Origin of the sequence: Demequina sp., assembly GCF_049841215.1 — a bacterium.
Taxonomy (GTDB): domain Bacteria; phylum Actinomycetota; class Actinomycetes; order Actinomycetales; family Demequinaceae; genus Demequina.
The window spans coordinates 157,577-171,205 of sequence record NZ_JASGEO010000021.1 but is presented as its reverse complement, the minus strand read 5'-3'; the positions used below and the strand labels follow the sequence as shown (position 1 = coordinate 171,205).

Here is a 13,629-nt window from a genome sequence, read left to right as displayed (position 1 = left end):
CGGCGGCGCCGGTGCCCCCCGTCCGGGTGGCTTCGCCCCCCGCCCGGGCGGCGCGCCTCGCCCCGGAGGCGCTGGTGCTCCGGGTGGGCCTGGTGCTGGCGCTCCTGGAAGCCGTCCGGCTCCAGGTGGACGCGGCCGTGGCGGTGGTACGGCCGGTGCGTTCGGCCGTCAGGGTGGAAAGCCCGCGCGCTCGCGTAAGAGCAAGCGTGCCAAGCGGCAAGAGTACGAGCAGCAGCAGGCCCCGGCGATCGGTGGCGTGCAGATCCCTCGCGGTGATGGCTCCACGCCTATCCGCTTGCGCCGTGGCGCCACGCTGAGTGACTTCGCTGAGAAGATCGATGTCAATCCCGCGTCGCTTGTGACGGTGCTGTTCCACCTTGGTGAGATGGCAACGGCCACGCAGTCGCTGGATGAGGAGACGTTCGAGGCGCTTGGTGCCGAGCTTGGCTACACGATCGAGATCGTGTCGCCGGAGGACGAGGACAAGGAGCTGCTTGAGGACTTCGGCCTCGACCTCGACGCGGAGCTTGCCGCGGAGACGGATGAGGACCTTGAGCCGCGTCCGCCGGTCGTGACCGTCATGGGTCACGTTGACCACGGTAAGACGCGCCTTCTGGATGCGATCCGCAAGTCTGACGTGCAGTCCGGTGAGGCCGGCGGTATCACGCAGCACATCGGTGCCTACCAGGTGTGGCACCAGCACGAAGGCGTCGAGCGCGCCATCACCTTCATTGACACCCCTGGTCACGAGGCGTTTACCGCCATGCGTGCCCGTGGTGCGCAGGTGACGGACATCGCGATCCTCGTGGTGGCCGCGGATGACGGCGTGATGCCGCAGACCATTGAGGCGCTTAACCACGCCCAGGCGGCCAACGTGCCGATCGTCGTGGCCGTCAACAAGGTGGACAAGGAGGGGGCCAACCCCGCCAAGATTCGCCAGCAGCTCACCGAGTACAACCTTGTTGCGGAGGAGTACGGCGGCGACACGATGTTCGTGGACGTCTCCGCGCTCAAGGGCATGGGTATCGACGACCTCCTCGAGGCCGTGCTGCTCACGGCAGACGCCGGTCTTGACCTGCGGGCCAACCCCAACAAGGACGCTCGCGGTGTTGCGGTGGAAGCCCACCTCGACAAGGGTCGCGGTGCGGTTGCCACGGTGCTCGTGAACTCGGGAACGTTGCGGGTTGGCGACTCGATCGTTGCCGGTACGGCTCACGGCCGCGTCCGCGCGATGTTCGACGAGCACGATCAGGCGGTGAGCGAGGCGCTTCCTGCTCGCCCCGTGCTGGTGATCGGTCTGACGTCGGTGCCGCGCGCTGGCGACACGTTCTTGGTGGCAGATGACGACCGCACGGCTCGCCAGATCGCCGAGAAGCGTGAGGCCGCGGAGCGCGCGGCTCAGCTGGCCAAGCGTCGCAAGCGCATCAGCCTTGAGGACTTCAACAAGGCCCTCGAGGAGGGCAAGGTCGACACCCTCAACCTCATCATCAAGGGTGACGTCTCTGGTGCCGTCGAGGCGCTTGAGGACGCGCTGCTGCAGATCGATGTGGGCAAGGAAGTGGATCTGCGGATCATCCACCGCGGTGTGGGTGCTGTCACGCAGAACGACGTCAACCTCGCCACGGTGGACAACGCCATCATCATCGGCTTCAACGTGCGTCCCGCGGAGCGCGTGCAGGCTCTTGCGGACCGCGAGGGCGTGGACATGCGCTTCTACTCGGTCATCTACCGGGCGCTCGAAGAGGTGGAGGCATCGCTCAAGGGCATGCTCAAGCCGGAGTTCGAGGAGCGCTCCACCGGTGCGGCAGAAATCATGGAGATCTTCCGTTCGTCCAAGTTCGGAAACATCGCCGGCTGCCTCGTTCGCGATGGCGTCATCAAGCGCAACGCCACGGCCCGCGTGTCCCGCAACGGCATCATCGTCGGCGAACCGACGATCGACACCCTGCGTCGCTTCAAGGACGACGTCACCGAGGTCCGCGATGGCTTCGAGTGCGGTATCGGCCTTGGCAAGTTCAACGACATCCAGGTTGGCGACCTCATCGAGACGTTCGAGATGGTGGAGATTCCGAGGGACTGATGAGCGACAATCCCCGCGCTCTCAAGCTCGCCGGCACGATCAAGAAGATCGTGGCCGGCGCGCTTGAGACCGAGATCAAGGACCCTCGTCTGGGCTTCGTGACGGTGACCGACGTGCGCGTCACCGGCGATCTGCAGCAGGCGTCCGTCTTCTACACGGTGCTTGGCGGAGAGGAGGAGCGCACGGGCACCGCCGCGGCGCTCGCCTCCGCCAAGGGCCGGTTGCGCTCTCTTGTGGGCTCGCAGCTTGGCATTCGGTTGACGCCAAGCCTCGAGTTCCACTTGGACGCGGTGCCCGAGACTGCCGCGACGCTCGACAAGGCCCTCCACGAGGCCGCCCTGCGTGACGCCGAGCTCGCAAAACTGCGCGAGAACGCGCAGTACGCGGGCGACGCCGACCCTTACAAGCACCCGGAAGAGGATGCCTAAGAGCCAGGCGGACGGCCCGTCGGGGCTGATCGTCGTCGACAAGCCCGCTGGCTGGACGTCCCATGACGTCGTAGGCCGCATGCGCCGCCTGCTGGGTACGCGCAAGGTGGGCCACGGCGGCACTCTCGACCCCATGGCTACCGGGGTGCTCGTCATCGCGTGCGGCAAGGCCACGCGGTTACTGCAGTACATCTCCGCCCACGACAAGGCGTACGCGGCGACGATTCGCCTTGGGCAGTCCACCGTCACCGACGATGCCGAGGGCGAGGTCATCGCCTCGGTGAGCGCCGCGCAGGTCACCGATGAGGACATCGCCGCTGGTATCGCCGCCCTTACGGGCGACATTCAGCAGCGTCCGAGTTCGGTGAGCGCAATCAAGGTGGCGGGGGAGCGCTCGTACGCGCGCGTGCGAGCGGGCGAGGAGGTTCAGCTCGCCGCCCGGCCGGTGACCGTTTCCCACTTTGAGGTTCTTTCTGCCCGACGGCACGGTGACCTTATCGACATTGACGTCGCCGTGGACGTGAGTTCAGGCACGTACATTCGCGCGCTCGCGCGCGACCTGGGGGCTGGCCTTGGTGTGGGGGGTCACCTCACGGCCCTTCGCCGCACGCGCGTCGGCGACGTCACGCTCGCCGAGGCCCTCACGCTCGAACGCCTAGAGGAGGACGGTGCGTTGAATCACCTCGTTAGCCTCGCAGAGGCCGCCAGCAGAACCCTTCCCGTGCTCACTATCGAAACCAGCGCGGCCACCGCCCTGGGGTATGGGCAGCGCATCCCTGCCCACGGCGTCGGGCCGGCTGTTGCTATGTGTGAAGGCGAGGCGATCGCTATCGTTGAGCGCAATGCGGGCCTCGCGAAGCCTGCGGTGGTGTTTCGTACCAACGGTTGAGGGGTCTCATGGCGCGCGAGCGGCTGCAATGGATTGATGCGGCTCGCGGCTTCGCTTTGGCGCTCGTTGCGCTGTTCCACTGTTGCCTGCTGCTGACCATGCGCGATTTCCCCGTGTCTGGCGCGCTCGTGGCCGCAAACTCGGTGCTCGACGGGTTTCGCATGCCCACCCTGTTGATGATCTCCGGAATCCTCGCAGCGAGCATTCGCGAGTGGCCGTGGCGGGACGTGTGGCGAAGGCGCGCGGCTCCACTGCTGCTGTTTTATGTGTTGTGGGGCGCGGTGGCGCTCGTGATGCTCGCGGTGGTGCTCAGGATCAATCCCGAATGGGACCTGCTGCGCGAGCTCGGCCTGCTGTTCGTGAGGCCGCACGTGCGGGTCTGGTATTTCCTCGCGCTCGCGGTGTTCATGGTGCTGGCGCGGGCGCTGCGCTCGGTGCCGAGCGTGGTGGTGATCGCGGCGGCGGTGCTGATCAACGTCGCCTCCTACGCCATCTGGCCGCACCCGGCGTGGGCCGACAACGCCCAGTGGTGGCTTTACCTTGGCCAGCACTGGGTGTTCTTCGTCTGCGCCGAGCGCGGGGCACGCGCCTACCGGGCGCTTGCGGCGCGCAGCACGCCGCTCATCGCCGTGTGCACGTCTGTGGTCTTCGCAGCGGTGGGAGTTGGCTTCTGGAGGCTTGGGCTGCTCGAGAGTATTGGGTCTGACCGCTCCGCGATCCCTGCGTTGGTGGTCGCCGTGCTTGGAACCGTGGTTGCGCTCACCGTCTTCCCTGTGGCGGGGCAGGCGCGAGCGCTCGCGTGGGCCCGTGCGATCGGCAGGAACTCCCTTGGCATCTACGCCGTGCACTTCTGGGTCATCGCCGCTGTTGTGCTCGTGGCCGCGCCTGTACTGGCTGACAGGGGAGTGACGGGTCTTGGCGTGGCGGTGCCCGTTGGTGTGACGGCAGTGGGTCTTGGCCTGAGCTTCGCGCTGACCCGCGCGCTCGAGCGTTGGGCGCCCTCGCCCTTCTTGCACCCGTGGTGGGATATCAGCGAGCGGCGAACGGCGGATGGAGTGAAGGACGCGCCCGCTCGGGCACAATGACATCCATGCAGGTGTGGCACTCGCTCGCGGAACTTCCGCGCGATCTTGGCCCTTCCGTTGTGACCATCGGCAACTTCGACGGTGTGCACCGTGGGCATCAGGCGGTTCTTGAGCGCATGGTGGCCGACGCGCGCGCGCGTGGCCAGGTTGCCATCGCAGTGACGTTTGACCCGCACCCTAAGGCGGTGCACGACCCCGCCCACCAGCCGGAGTTGGTCACCGGGGTTGTTGACCGCCTCGAGCGGCTTGCGCAGACCGGACTGGATGGCGTGCTCGTCATCGACTACACCCTTGAGTTTGCGTCGCAGACCGCAGAAGAGTTTGTGCGCGCCTACCTCGTTGAGGGGCTGCGCGCGGCGTGCGTGGTGGTGGGGCACGACACCCGGTTTGGGCGCGGCAACGCGGGCGACGTGGACACGATGCGAACGCTTGGCGAGCAATACGGGTTCGCCGTGGAGGTCATCGACGACGCGTGCGCGGTGTCCGAGTCTGGGCGTCGCTGGTCTTCGACATGGGTGCGAGAGCTCCTCGAAAAGGGCGACCTTCCGTCTGCTGCCGAAGTGTTGGGGCGCCCGCATCGCTTGCGCGGGCGCGTGGTGCACGGCGACAAGTTGGGACGCGAGATTGGGTTCCCTACGGCCAACATCGACGTCAGCGCCGGGATGATTCCTCGTCACGGCGTCTACGCGGGCTGGCTCACGGTGGTGGATGCGCGCGGCAGCGCGGGCGCGGAGGCGCTCGTGGGCGAGCGCTTGCCGGCCGCGGTGTCCCTTGGCCTCAACTACACGGTTGGTGGCACGGACCTACGTGTGGAGGCGTTCATCATCGATCGCACCGGCTTGCCGCTGTATGACACGGAGGTCACTCTCGACCTGGTGAAGTGGCGCCGGCCCATGCTCGACTTCGGCGGCCTCGACGCGCTTGTCGCCGCGCTTACTGAAGACGTGGAGTGGTGCCGTTCCGTGCTCGCGTGACGCAGCGTCGGCTGGTATCATTGATCTTCGCCGTGTAACGGCCGCGGTTTCCAGTGCCCCGGTGAATAGGCCCGGGTGCGCCGCGCAACAACCTTGAAGAAGGAGATAACGTGCCGCTCGACGCAGCTACGAAGCAGTCCATCATGACCGAGTACGCCACCCACGAGGGCGACACCGGTTCTCCCGAGGTTCAGGTCGCAATGCTGACCAAGCGCATCGCCGACCTCACCGAGCACCTCAAGGAGCACAAGCACGACCACCACAGCCGCCGCGGCCTGCTGCTGCTCGTTGGTCGTCGTCGCAACCTGCTGAACTACCTTCAGCGCGTGGACATTGAGCGTTACCGCTCGCTTATTGAGCGCCTGGGGCTCCGCCGCTAGCTCTCGCTAGCGCGTACCTCGCGCTCCGCGGCCCGGTCCGCTCGCCCCTTGGTTTCAAGGGAGCTGAGCGACCGGGCCGTTGTCATTCCCACCGGAGAGCCCTCAGCGCGTCCCCCAACCGGTGCCGCCGCGATCGCCCCTCCACACAGCACGATCGCCCCTCCACACAGCACGATCGCGTCTCCACACAGTCCGTGCCTCCGCCCACGCACACGTGCGAACTACCAGGCACGTTGCATTCGGCCCTCGTAGATTCGCTCGCGCCTGTGTGGAGGGGCACTCGCGCTGTGTGGAGAGGTGTTCAGGTGCTGGGCGTGAAGGGGCGCTGTTCGCGGGAGGCGCGGTCCGCGAAGTGCGCCTCGACAAAGAGGAACCAGGACGCTGCCGCGCAGAGCGCGCCGACGATCACGCTCACGAGCACGAAGAGGGGCCGGTCCCACGTGGTCGCGGTGATCGCGACGCCAAAGACGATGAGCGCGGCAACGGCCATCACGTAGCCGCCGATGCGGGACGGCTTTGGTTTTCCGGAGCGTCCCCAGTCGGAGCGGAGCCAGCGATAGCCCTCGTACTGAGACTGAGGCTCTGGTGGTGGAACTTCCCGCTTTGGCATGGCAAAAGGGTACGCGGAACGCCGTTCCTGGTAGACTATTTGCCGGTTGCCTCCCTGTGGGATGGCGCCACAACAAACACACCAGCAGGCCGGCTGAACGCTGATCCTCGGTGGTGATGAGCGGGCCAATCGCTCCCGCGCATTTCGACTGACGATCAGTACTTGAGGCTTTGCCGAAGTTCTGCCTGCCTGCTCCTTTACGAAAAGGAGCAACCTTTCACATGGAAGGTCCCGAAATCCAGTTCGCCGAGGCCGTTATCGACAACGGTTCCTTCGGCACCCGCACGGTCCGTTTTGAGACGGGCCGCCTTGCCAAGCAGGCCGCAGGCACGGTTGCCGCGTACCTCGATGGCGAGACGATGCTGCTGTCCGCCACCACCGCAGGCAAGAGCCCGCGTGACGGCTTCGACTTCTTCCCGCTGACTGTTGACGTCGAGGAGCGCTCGTACGCCGCAGGCAAGATCCCCGGCTCGTTCTTCCGCCGCGAGGGCCGTCCCACCACGGACGCGATTCTCACGTGCCGCCTCATCGACCGCCCGCTGCGCCCCACGTTCGTTTCCGGACTTCGCAACGAGGTTCAGGTTGTCGTGACGGTGCTCGCGATCGACCCTGACGACGCGTACGACACCCTCGCGATCAACGCCGCTTCTGCGTCCACGCAGATTGCCGGGCTTCCCTTCACGGGTCCCGTTGGCGGCGTGCGCATCGCGCTCATCGAAAACCAGTGGGTTGCGTTCCCCAAGTACTCGCAGAAGGAGCGCGCGGTCTTCGACATGGTCGTTGCCGGTCGCATCGCGGGTGACGACGTCGCGATCATGATGGTCGAGGCCGAGGCCACTGACGACGCGTTCCAGCTCATCGCCGAGGGCGCCACGGCCCCCACCGAGACCGTTGTCGCCGAGGGCCTCGAGGCCGCCAAGCCCTTCATCCGCGCGCTGTGCGAGGCGCAGATCCGCCTAGCAGAGCAGTCCGCGAAGGAGACCCGCGAGTTCCCGCGCTTCCTCGACTACCAGGACGACGTCCTTGGTGCCGTGTCCGGCGCCATCGAGGCCGACCTCGCCCAGGCGCTCACGATTGCCGACAAGCAGGAGCGCGAGAACCGCCTCGACGAGCTCAAGGCCGTTGCCCACGAGCAGCTCGACGCCCAGTTCGCGGGCCGCGAGGGCGAGATCAGCGCCGCTGTTCGCTCGCTCACCAAGAAGCAGGTTCGCCAGCGCATCCTCAAGGACGGCGTGCGCATCGACGGCCGCGGCCTCAAGGACATTCGTCCGCTGAGCGCCGAGGTCGCCGTGCTTCCTCGCGTTCACGGTTCTGCGCTGTTCGAGCGTGGCGAGACGCAGATCCTTGGCGTCACCACGCTGAACATGCTCAAGATGGAGCAGCAGATCGACTCGTTCAGCCCCGAGACGCACAAGCGCTACATGCACCACTACAACTTCCCGCCGTTCTCTACGGGTGAGACGGGTCGTGTTGGCAGTCCCAAGCGTCGCGAGATCGGCCACGGCGCGCTCGCGGAGCGTGCGCTGGTTCCGGTGCTCCCGTCGCGCGAGGACTTCCCCTACGCGATCCGCCAGGTGTCCGAGGCCCTTGGCTCCAACGGCTCCACCTCGATGGGCTCCGTGTGCGCCTCGACGCTCGCGCTGCTCAACGCCGGTGTGCCGCTCAAGGCTCCGGTTGCCGGTATCGCCATGGGCCTCGTGTCCGACACCGTTGACGGTGAGACCCGCTACGCGGCGCTCACCGACATCCTCGGTGCCGAAGACGCGTTCGGCGACATGGACTTCAAGGTCGCCGGTACCCGCGAGTTCGTGACGGCTATCCAGCTCGACACCAAGCTCGACGGCATCCCCGCCTCGGTGCTTGCCGGCGCGCTGCAGCAGGCCCACGACGCCCGCATCCACATCCTTGGGGTGATGGAGCAGGCGATCAGCACGCCCGACGAGATGAGCCCCTTCGCTCCTCGCGTCATCGCGGTGAAGATTCCCGTTGACAAGATCGGCGAGGTCATTGGCCCCAAGGGCAAGATGATCAACCAGATCCAGGACGACACGGGCGCCGACATCTCGATCGAGGACGACGGCACTGTGTACATCGGCGCCACCGACGGCCCGTCTGCCGAAGCGGCTCGCGCGGCGGTAAACGCGATCGCCAACCCGCACGTTCCTGAGATCGGCGAGCGCTTCGTTGGTACGGTCGTCAAGACCGTCGCGTTCGGCGCGTTCATCTCGCTCACCCCTGGCAAGGACGGCCTCCTGCACATCTCGCAGATCCGCAAGCTTGTTGGCGGTGCGCGCGTGGAGAACGTCGAGGACGTCCTGTCCGTTGGTCAGAAGATCCAGGTGGAGATCACCGAGGTCGACCCCCGCGGCAAGCTCTCGCTCGGCGTTGTCGAAGAGGGCGGCGACGAGGCGGAGTCCGTCGAGGCGTAACTTCGCGCACAAGCGACAGAGGGCGGTCCCGAAAGGGGCCGCCCTCTTTGCGTCCCCGTCGCGCTGCGCGCAGGATGACAGCGACTGCGCGCAGGATGATAGCGACTGTGCGCAGGATGACAGCGACTGCGCGCATTAGGCTCGCTCTCATGCCTCACCCCCTCCCGCTGACCCCCGGCACGCTCACCTTTGAGCAGGACCACGGCGCCGTCATCCGCCGCACCATCCTCCCCGGCGGCGTTCGCGTCTTCACGGAGACCATCCCCGGCATGCGCTCGGCGACGATCGGCGCGTGGGTTGGCGTTGGCTCCCGCGACGAGGCGCCCCAGCACGGCGGCTCCACACACTTCCTCGAGCACCTTCTCTTCAAAGGCACGGCCCGACGCTCCGCTCTCGACATCGCGGAGACGTTCGACAGGGTAGGGGGAGAGGCCAACGCCCTCACCGGTAAGGAACACACCTGCTATTACGCCCGAGTCCTCGACACCGATGTGCCGATGGCCATCGACGTGATCCTCGACATGGTCACGTCCGCCAAGCTCGACGAGGGCGACTTCGAACTCGAGCGCGGGGTCATCCTCGAAGAGATCGCGATGAACGAGGACGACCCCGGCGACGTCGCGCAAGAGCGCCTCACCGAGTCCCTCTACCTTGACCACCCGCTCGGCCGCCCCATCGGAGGCACCCCCCAACTTATCGAGGCGGTGAGCCGTGGCGCCGTCTGGGAGCACTATGGCCAGCACTACATCCCGGCGGGTCTCATCATCACGGCCGCGGGCGGCGTGGATCATGACGTGGTCTGCGCCCTCGTGGCCGACGCTTTGGCCGGGGGCGGCTGGCACCTCGCCGACGGCGCAACCCCCCTTGCTCGCCGGGACGCGTGCGCTCGCTTCGAGGCCGGCTTCCGCGAGGAGGTGGTGATCCCGCGAAACGACCTCGAGCAGACTCAACTCATGGTGGGCGTGCGTAGCCTCAAGGCCACCGACAATCGCCGCGCGGCGCTCGGCGTGTACAGCGCCATCCTCGGCGGCGGGATGAGCTCGCGGCTCTTCCAAGAGATCCGGGAGAAGCGCGGCCTCACCTACGCCGTGGGCTCCTATGCCGCCCCCAGCACCGAGACCGGCATGTACGCGCTCTACGCCGCGTGCGCCCCCTCCAAAGCCAAAGAGGTGGAGCGCCTCATGATCGCGGAGTTCGAGCGCATCGCGGAAGGCGTCACGGAGAACGAGCTCGAGCGCGCAAAGGGCCAGATAGCAGGTGCAACGGTGCTGCGCCTCGAGGACTCCTACTCGCGAATGTCTCGCCTTGGCAAGGCGGAACTCGTCTTCGGCGAGCTGTGGAGCATCGGCGAGTCCCTCGAGGACGTACGCAAGGTGACGGCCGAGGACGTCCAAGCCATAGCGTCGGGCCTTGCGAGCGAGCCCCGCTCCGTGGTGCGCGTGGGGCCCGCTACCTAACTCTTCACCCATCTCCCAGGGGATTCACAGCAACCTCTCAGATTCGCCGCCTACCGTCGAAACGACGACAGTCGTACGACAACAGGAATGGTGATGGCGAGGCGCGCTTTTTCGTGGAAGTTCTTCCGCACATGGGTGCTGCCGCCGGTCTGCGTGATCGGTGGAGTGGCACTGGGCATTGGTTTCATGGCGTGGCGGGGCGACTCGTCGAGCGCGCAGGCGCTGCCCACGGACGCGTCCAGCACGCAGACGTCCACGGCGAGCTTCGAGACAATCGAGAAGTCCGTCTCCGCCACGGGCACGCTCGCTGCGGCGAACAATGAGACCGTCTCTTTTGACGCGAGCGGCAAGGTGCTCTCGGTGGATGTTGCCGAGGGCGACACAGTTGCCGAGGGCGACGTGCTCGCGACGATCGACACCCTGCAGCTGACTGCCGACTACGAGTCCGCGAAGGCGGATTACGCGGACGCCAAGGCGCAGCTGTCAAACCTTGAAGACGAGGCCGACGGCTCAGACTCCTCCGACGCGCAGATCGCGTCCGCAGAGGCGAACGTCACGCTCAAGAAGGAGGCCGTGGCGGACGCCAAAGACGACCTCGCGAACGCGGAACTCGTCGCTCCCTTCGATGGCCTCGTCACCTCGCAGTCGTATTCGGTTGGCGACTCGGTCAGCGGAGGCTCAAGCGGCGGCTCAAGCGCCGGGGCCGGTGCGGGCGGCGGCGCCACGGGTTCCACCACGTCCACCAGCGGCATCACGATCATCGGCCAGGACGCCTGGTCCGTGGACGTGAGCCTCACCGCGAGCGAGGTGGACCTCATCGCCGTGGGCAACCAGGTGACCTTTACCGCCGACGACTTGGACGAGTTCTTTGGCGTCGTCACCGACATCTCTGCGCTGCCGAGCACCACCTCTGGCGCCGCGACCTACCCCGTGACACTCCAGGTCACCGGCACGCCAGAGGGCCTGTTCGAGGGTGTCTCCGTCACCGCGGACATCATCTACCTGCGCAAGACGGACGTGCTGACCGTCCCCACGAACGCCATCACCACGGCCGACGGCGCCTCCACGGTGACCGTCGTGGCCGAGGACGGCACCGAGGAGACGCGCACGGTCACGCTTGGCGAGGCCTCCGGAAGCCTCACGGAAATCACGGATGGCCTTAGCGAAGGCGAGAACGTCAAGGTGACGGTGTTCGGGCAGGGCGGCTCTGGCGATAGCTCCGACGGCGAGTTCCAGTTCCCCTCCGACGGCCAGTTCCCCGGGGGCGGGCAGTTCCCCGGTGGCGGTCAAGGCGGTCAGGGCGGCGGCCCCCAGGGCGGCAACGGATGAGCACGGCCCAGCATCAGCCAGTCATCCAACTAACCGACGCCCGCAAGACCTACCGCACAGGGGAGATCGAGTTCGAGGCCCTGAGAGGCATCGACTGTGAGATCTCCGAGGGCGAGTACGTCGCCATCGTGGGCCCGTCCGGCTCTGGCAAGTCCACGCTCATGAACATCCTCGGCTGCCTCGACGTGCTCACCACGGGCAGCTACGTGCTCGCGGGCGAGGACGTGGAGCAACTCGACGAGGACGCTCTCGCAGCCGTTCGCAACAAGCGCATCGGCTTCGTCTTCCAGCAGTTCAATCTGCTCCCAAGCCTCAGCGCTCTCGCCAATGTGGAGCTGCCCCTCGTGTACGCGAGGGTCGCACCCAACGAGAGGAAGCGTCGGGCATTGGCGGCGCTTGCCAGGGTGGGCCTTGCCGACAAGGCGCCCAACCGCCCAGGCGAGCTCTCCGGCGGCCAGCAGCAGCGCGTGGCGATCGCCCGCGCCCTGGTTACTGAGCCCACGATCTTGCTGGCCGATGAGCCCACCGGAAACCTCGACTCCACCTCAACGGAGGACATCCTCGCGGTGTTCGACGAGCTCAACCGTGAAGGCCGCACGATCGTCCTCATCACCCACGAGCACGAGGTTGCTGAGCGCGCGGGCACCATCTACAACGTCACAGACGGCCACTTCGTGGATGGCACCACGCACCTCACGCACATGGCGGTGGTCGCCGAGTGAAGCCTTCAGACGTTCTGGGCAGCGCGTGGCGCGCGATTCGATCGCACGTGATGCGCTCGCTGCTCACCATTCTTGGCATCATCGTGGGCATCGCCTCCGTGGTGCTCACGGTTGGCCTTGGCCTTGGTACCCAGCAAGAGGTCTCCGAGCAGATCTCCGCGCTCGGCTCTGACCTGCTCATCGTCTCGCCGGGCTCGTCCACGGACGAGAACGGCATGCGCGGCGGCTTCGGCTCCGGCGCCACCCTCACGCAATCGGACGCCGAGGCGCTCGCAAGCCCGGTTTCGGTGCCCGACGCTGTGGCGGTTGCCGCGGAAAAGACCAGTTCGGAGTCACTTGAGTACGGCGACTCAAACTGGACCACCACCGTTACCGGCACGAGCGTGAGCTGGCCAGAGGTGCGGTCGCGCGACCTCGCGTACGGCACGTTCTTCACTCAAGAGGACCAGGACAGCCGCGCCAATGTCATCGTGCTGGGCGCGGACACGGCCAACGAGCTCTTCGGCTCCGCCAACGTGGTGGGCCAGGACGTGACCATCAACGACGACACCTACGAGGTCATCGGCGTGCTCACCGCGGTGGGCTCGTCTGGCGAGGAGTCGCTCGATGACGTCGCGCTTGTACCGATGTCGACGATGGCGGAGGTGATCTCCACCACCTCGAGCGAGTCGGTGCAGACCATCTACATCAAGGCGGCGTCTCCCGACGTGCTTGGCGCGGCGGCTCAGGAGTCGCAGACGCTCCTGCTGAACCTGCACGGCCTTTCCACGGCGGACGACGCGGACTTCACGATCGAGGCGCAAGAAGGCCTCATCGACACGGCCACGTCGGTGTATCAGAAGCTGACCGTGCTGCTGACGGGCATCGCCGCGCTCGCGCTGCTGGTTGGTGGCATCGGCGTCATGAACATCATGCTCGTGTCGGTCACCGAGCGGACGCGCGAGATTGGCCTGCGCAAGGCGCTCGGCGCCAACCCCGCGAGCATCCGCAACCAGTTCCTCTCCGAAGCGATGATCCTTGGGCTCAGTGGTGGCGCGCTTGGAGTGCTCATCGGCGTCACGCTCGCGCTCATCCTGCCGGCCGCTCTCGGCACCACGATCGTCATTTCCGGACAGGCGGTGATCCTCGCGGTGCTCGTGGCCGTGGGCATCGGCGCGGTGTTCGGTGTCTACCCCGCAGCGCGCGCCGCGCGCCTTGCCCCAATCGATGCACTGCGTTCTCAGTAAGCGCCGCGTTCGCAGTAACC

12 protein-coding genes are annotated in these 13,629 nt (G+C 66.6%); 11 read left to right on the top strand and 1 reads right to left on the bottom strand.

The window, feature by feature from the left end; translation table 11 throughout:
* The 6 genes from infB to rpsO form a co-directional block, all read left to right on the top strand.
* The coding region (gene infB, locus QM618_RS10945) for a translation initiation factor IF-2 (RefSeq protein WP_428098730.1) at positions 1 to 2,080 on the top strand (2,080 nt) is incomplete at its 5' end.
* Positions 2,080 to 2,508, top strand: coding sequence for a 30S ribosome-binding factor RbfA (rbfA, locus tag QM618_RS10940; RefSeq protein ID WP_428098726.1), 429 nt, complete (start codon positions 2,080 to 2,082; stop codon positions 2,506 to 2,508). The genes infB and rbfA, both read left to right, overlap by 1 nt.
* Positions 2,501 to 3,397: a tRNA pseudouridine(55) synthase TruB gene (gene truB / locus QM618_RS10935; RefSeq protein WP_428098721.1), complete on the top strand. Its 897-nt coding sequence runs from the start codon at positions 2,501 to 2,503 to the stop codon at positions 3,395 to 3,397. The genes rbfA and truB overlap by 8 nt, the downstream gene beginning before the upstream one ends.
* 8 nt (positions 3,398 to 3,405) lie before the next feature.
* Positions 3,406 to 4,482 (top strand): acyltransferase family protein, encoded by a 1,077-nt coding sequence (locus QM618_RS10930; protein WP_428098717.1) that lies wholly within the window; start codon positions 3,406 to 3,408, stop codon positions 4,480 to 4,482.
* A 5-nt stretch (positions 4,483 to 4,487) separates the two neighbouring features.
* Positions 4,488 to 5,456: a bifunctional riboflavin kinase/FAD synthetase gene (locus QM618_RS10925; RefSeq protein WP_428098714.1), complete on the top strand. Its 969-nt coding sequence runs from the start codon at positions 4,488 to 4,490 to the stop codon at positions 5,454 to 5,456.
* A gap of 110 nt (positions 5,457 to 5,566) precedes the next feature.
* Complete coding sequence (rpsO, locus tag QM618_RS10920; RefSeq protein WP_428098710.1) at positions 5,567 to 5,836, top strand: 30S ribosomal protein S15; 270 nt, start codon at positions 5,567 to 5,569, stop codon at positions 5,834 to 5,836.
* Positions 5,837 to 6,137: 301 nt separating this feature from the next.
* On the opposite strand, the gene QM618_RS10915 is transcribed toward rpsO, so the two are convergent.
* The gene (locus tag QM618_RS10915) at positions 6,138 to 6,446 is read right to left on the bottom strand and encodes a hypothetical protein (protein WP_428098706.1); all 309 of its coding nucleotides are present in this window, start codon (positions 6,444 to 6,446) and stop codon (positions 6,138 to 6,140) included.
* A gap of 221 nt (positions 6,447 to 6,667) precedes the next feature.
* Here QM618_RS10915 and QM618_RS10910 point away from each other — a divergent pair, with 221 nt between their 5' ends.
* The 5 genes from QM618_RS10910 (at position 6,668) to QM618_RS10890 (ending at position 13,609) form a co-directional block, all read left to right on the top strand.
* Complete coding sequence (locus QM618_RS10910; RefSeq protein WP_428098703.1) at positions 6,668 to 8,875, top strand: polyribonucleotide nucleotidyltransferase; 2,208 nt, start codon at positions 6,668 to 6,670, stop codon at positions 8,873 to 8,875.
* 149 nt (positions 8,876 to 9,024) lie between these two features.
* A complete protein-coding gene (locus tag QM618_RS10905) occupies positions 9,025 to 10,332 on the top strand; it encodes a M16 family metallopeptidase (protein ID WP_428098699.1) in 1,308 nt (435 codons plus the stop codon).
* A 93-nt stretch (positions 10,333 to 10,425) separates the two neighbouring features.
* Entirely contained in the window at positions 10,426 to 11,661 is a 1,236-nt protein-coding gene (locus tag QM618_RS10900) for an efflux RND transporter periplasmic adaptor subunit (protein WP_428098697.1), read from the top strand.
* On the top strand, positions 11,658 to 12,383 hold the full coding sequence (locus QM618_RS10895; RefSeq protein ID WP_428098694.1) for an ABC transporter ATP-binding protein: 726 nt from the start codon (positions 11,658 to 11,660) through the stop codon (positions 12,381 to 12,383). Before QM618_RS10900 ends, QM618_RS10895 begins: the two co-directional genes overlap by 4 nt.
* A 50-nt stretch (positions 12,384 to 12,433) precedes the next feature.
* The gene (locus QM618_RS10890) at positions 12,434 to 13,609 is read left to right on the top strand and encodes an ABC transporter permease (protein ID WP_428098755.1); all 1,176 of its coding nucleotides are present in this window, start codon (positions 12,434 to 12,436) and stop codon (positions 13,607 to 13,609) included.
* Positions 13,610 to 13,629: the final 20 nt, after the last annotated feature.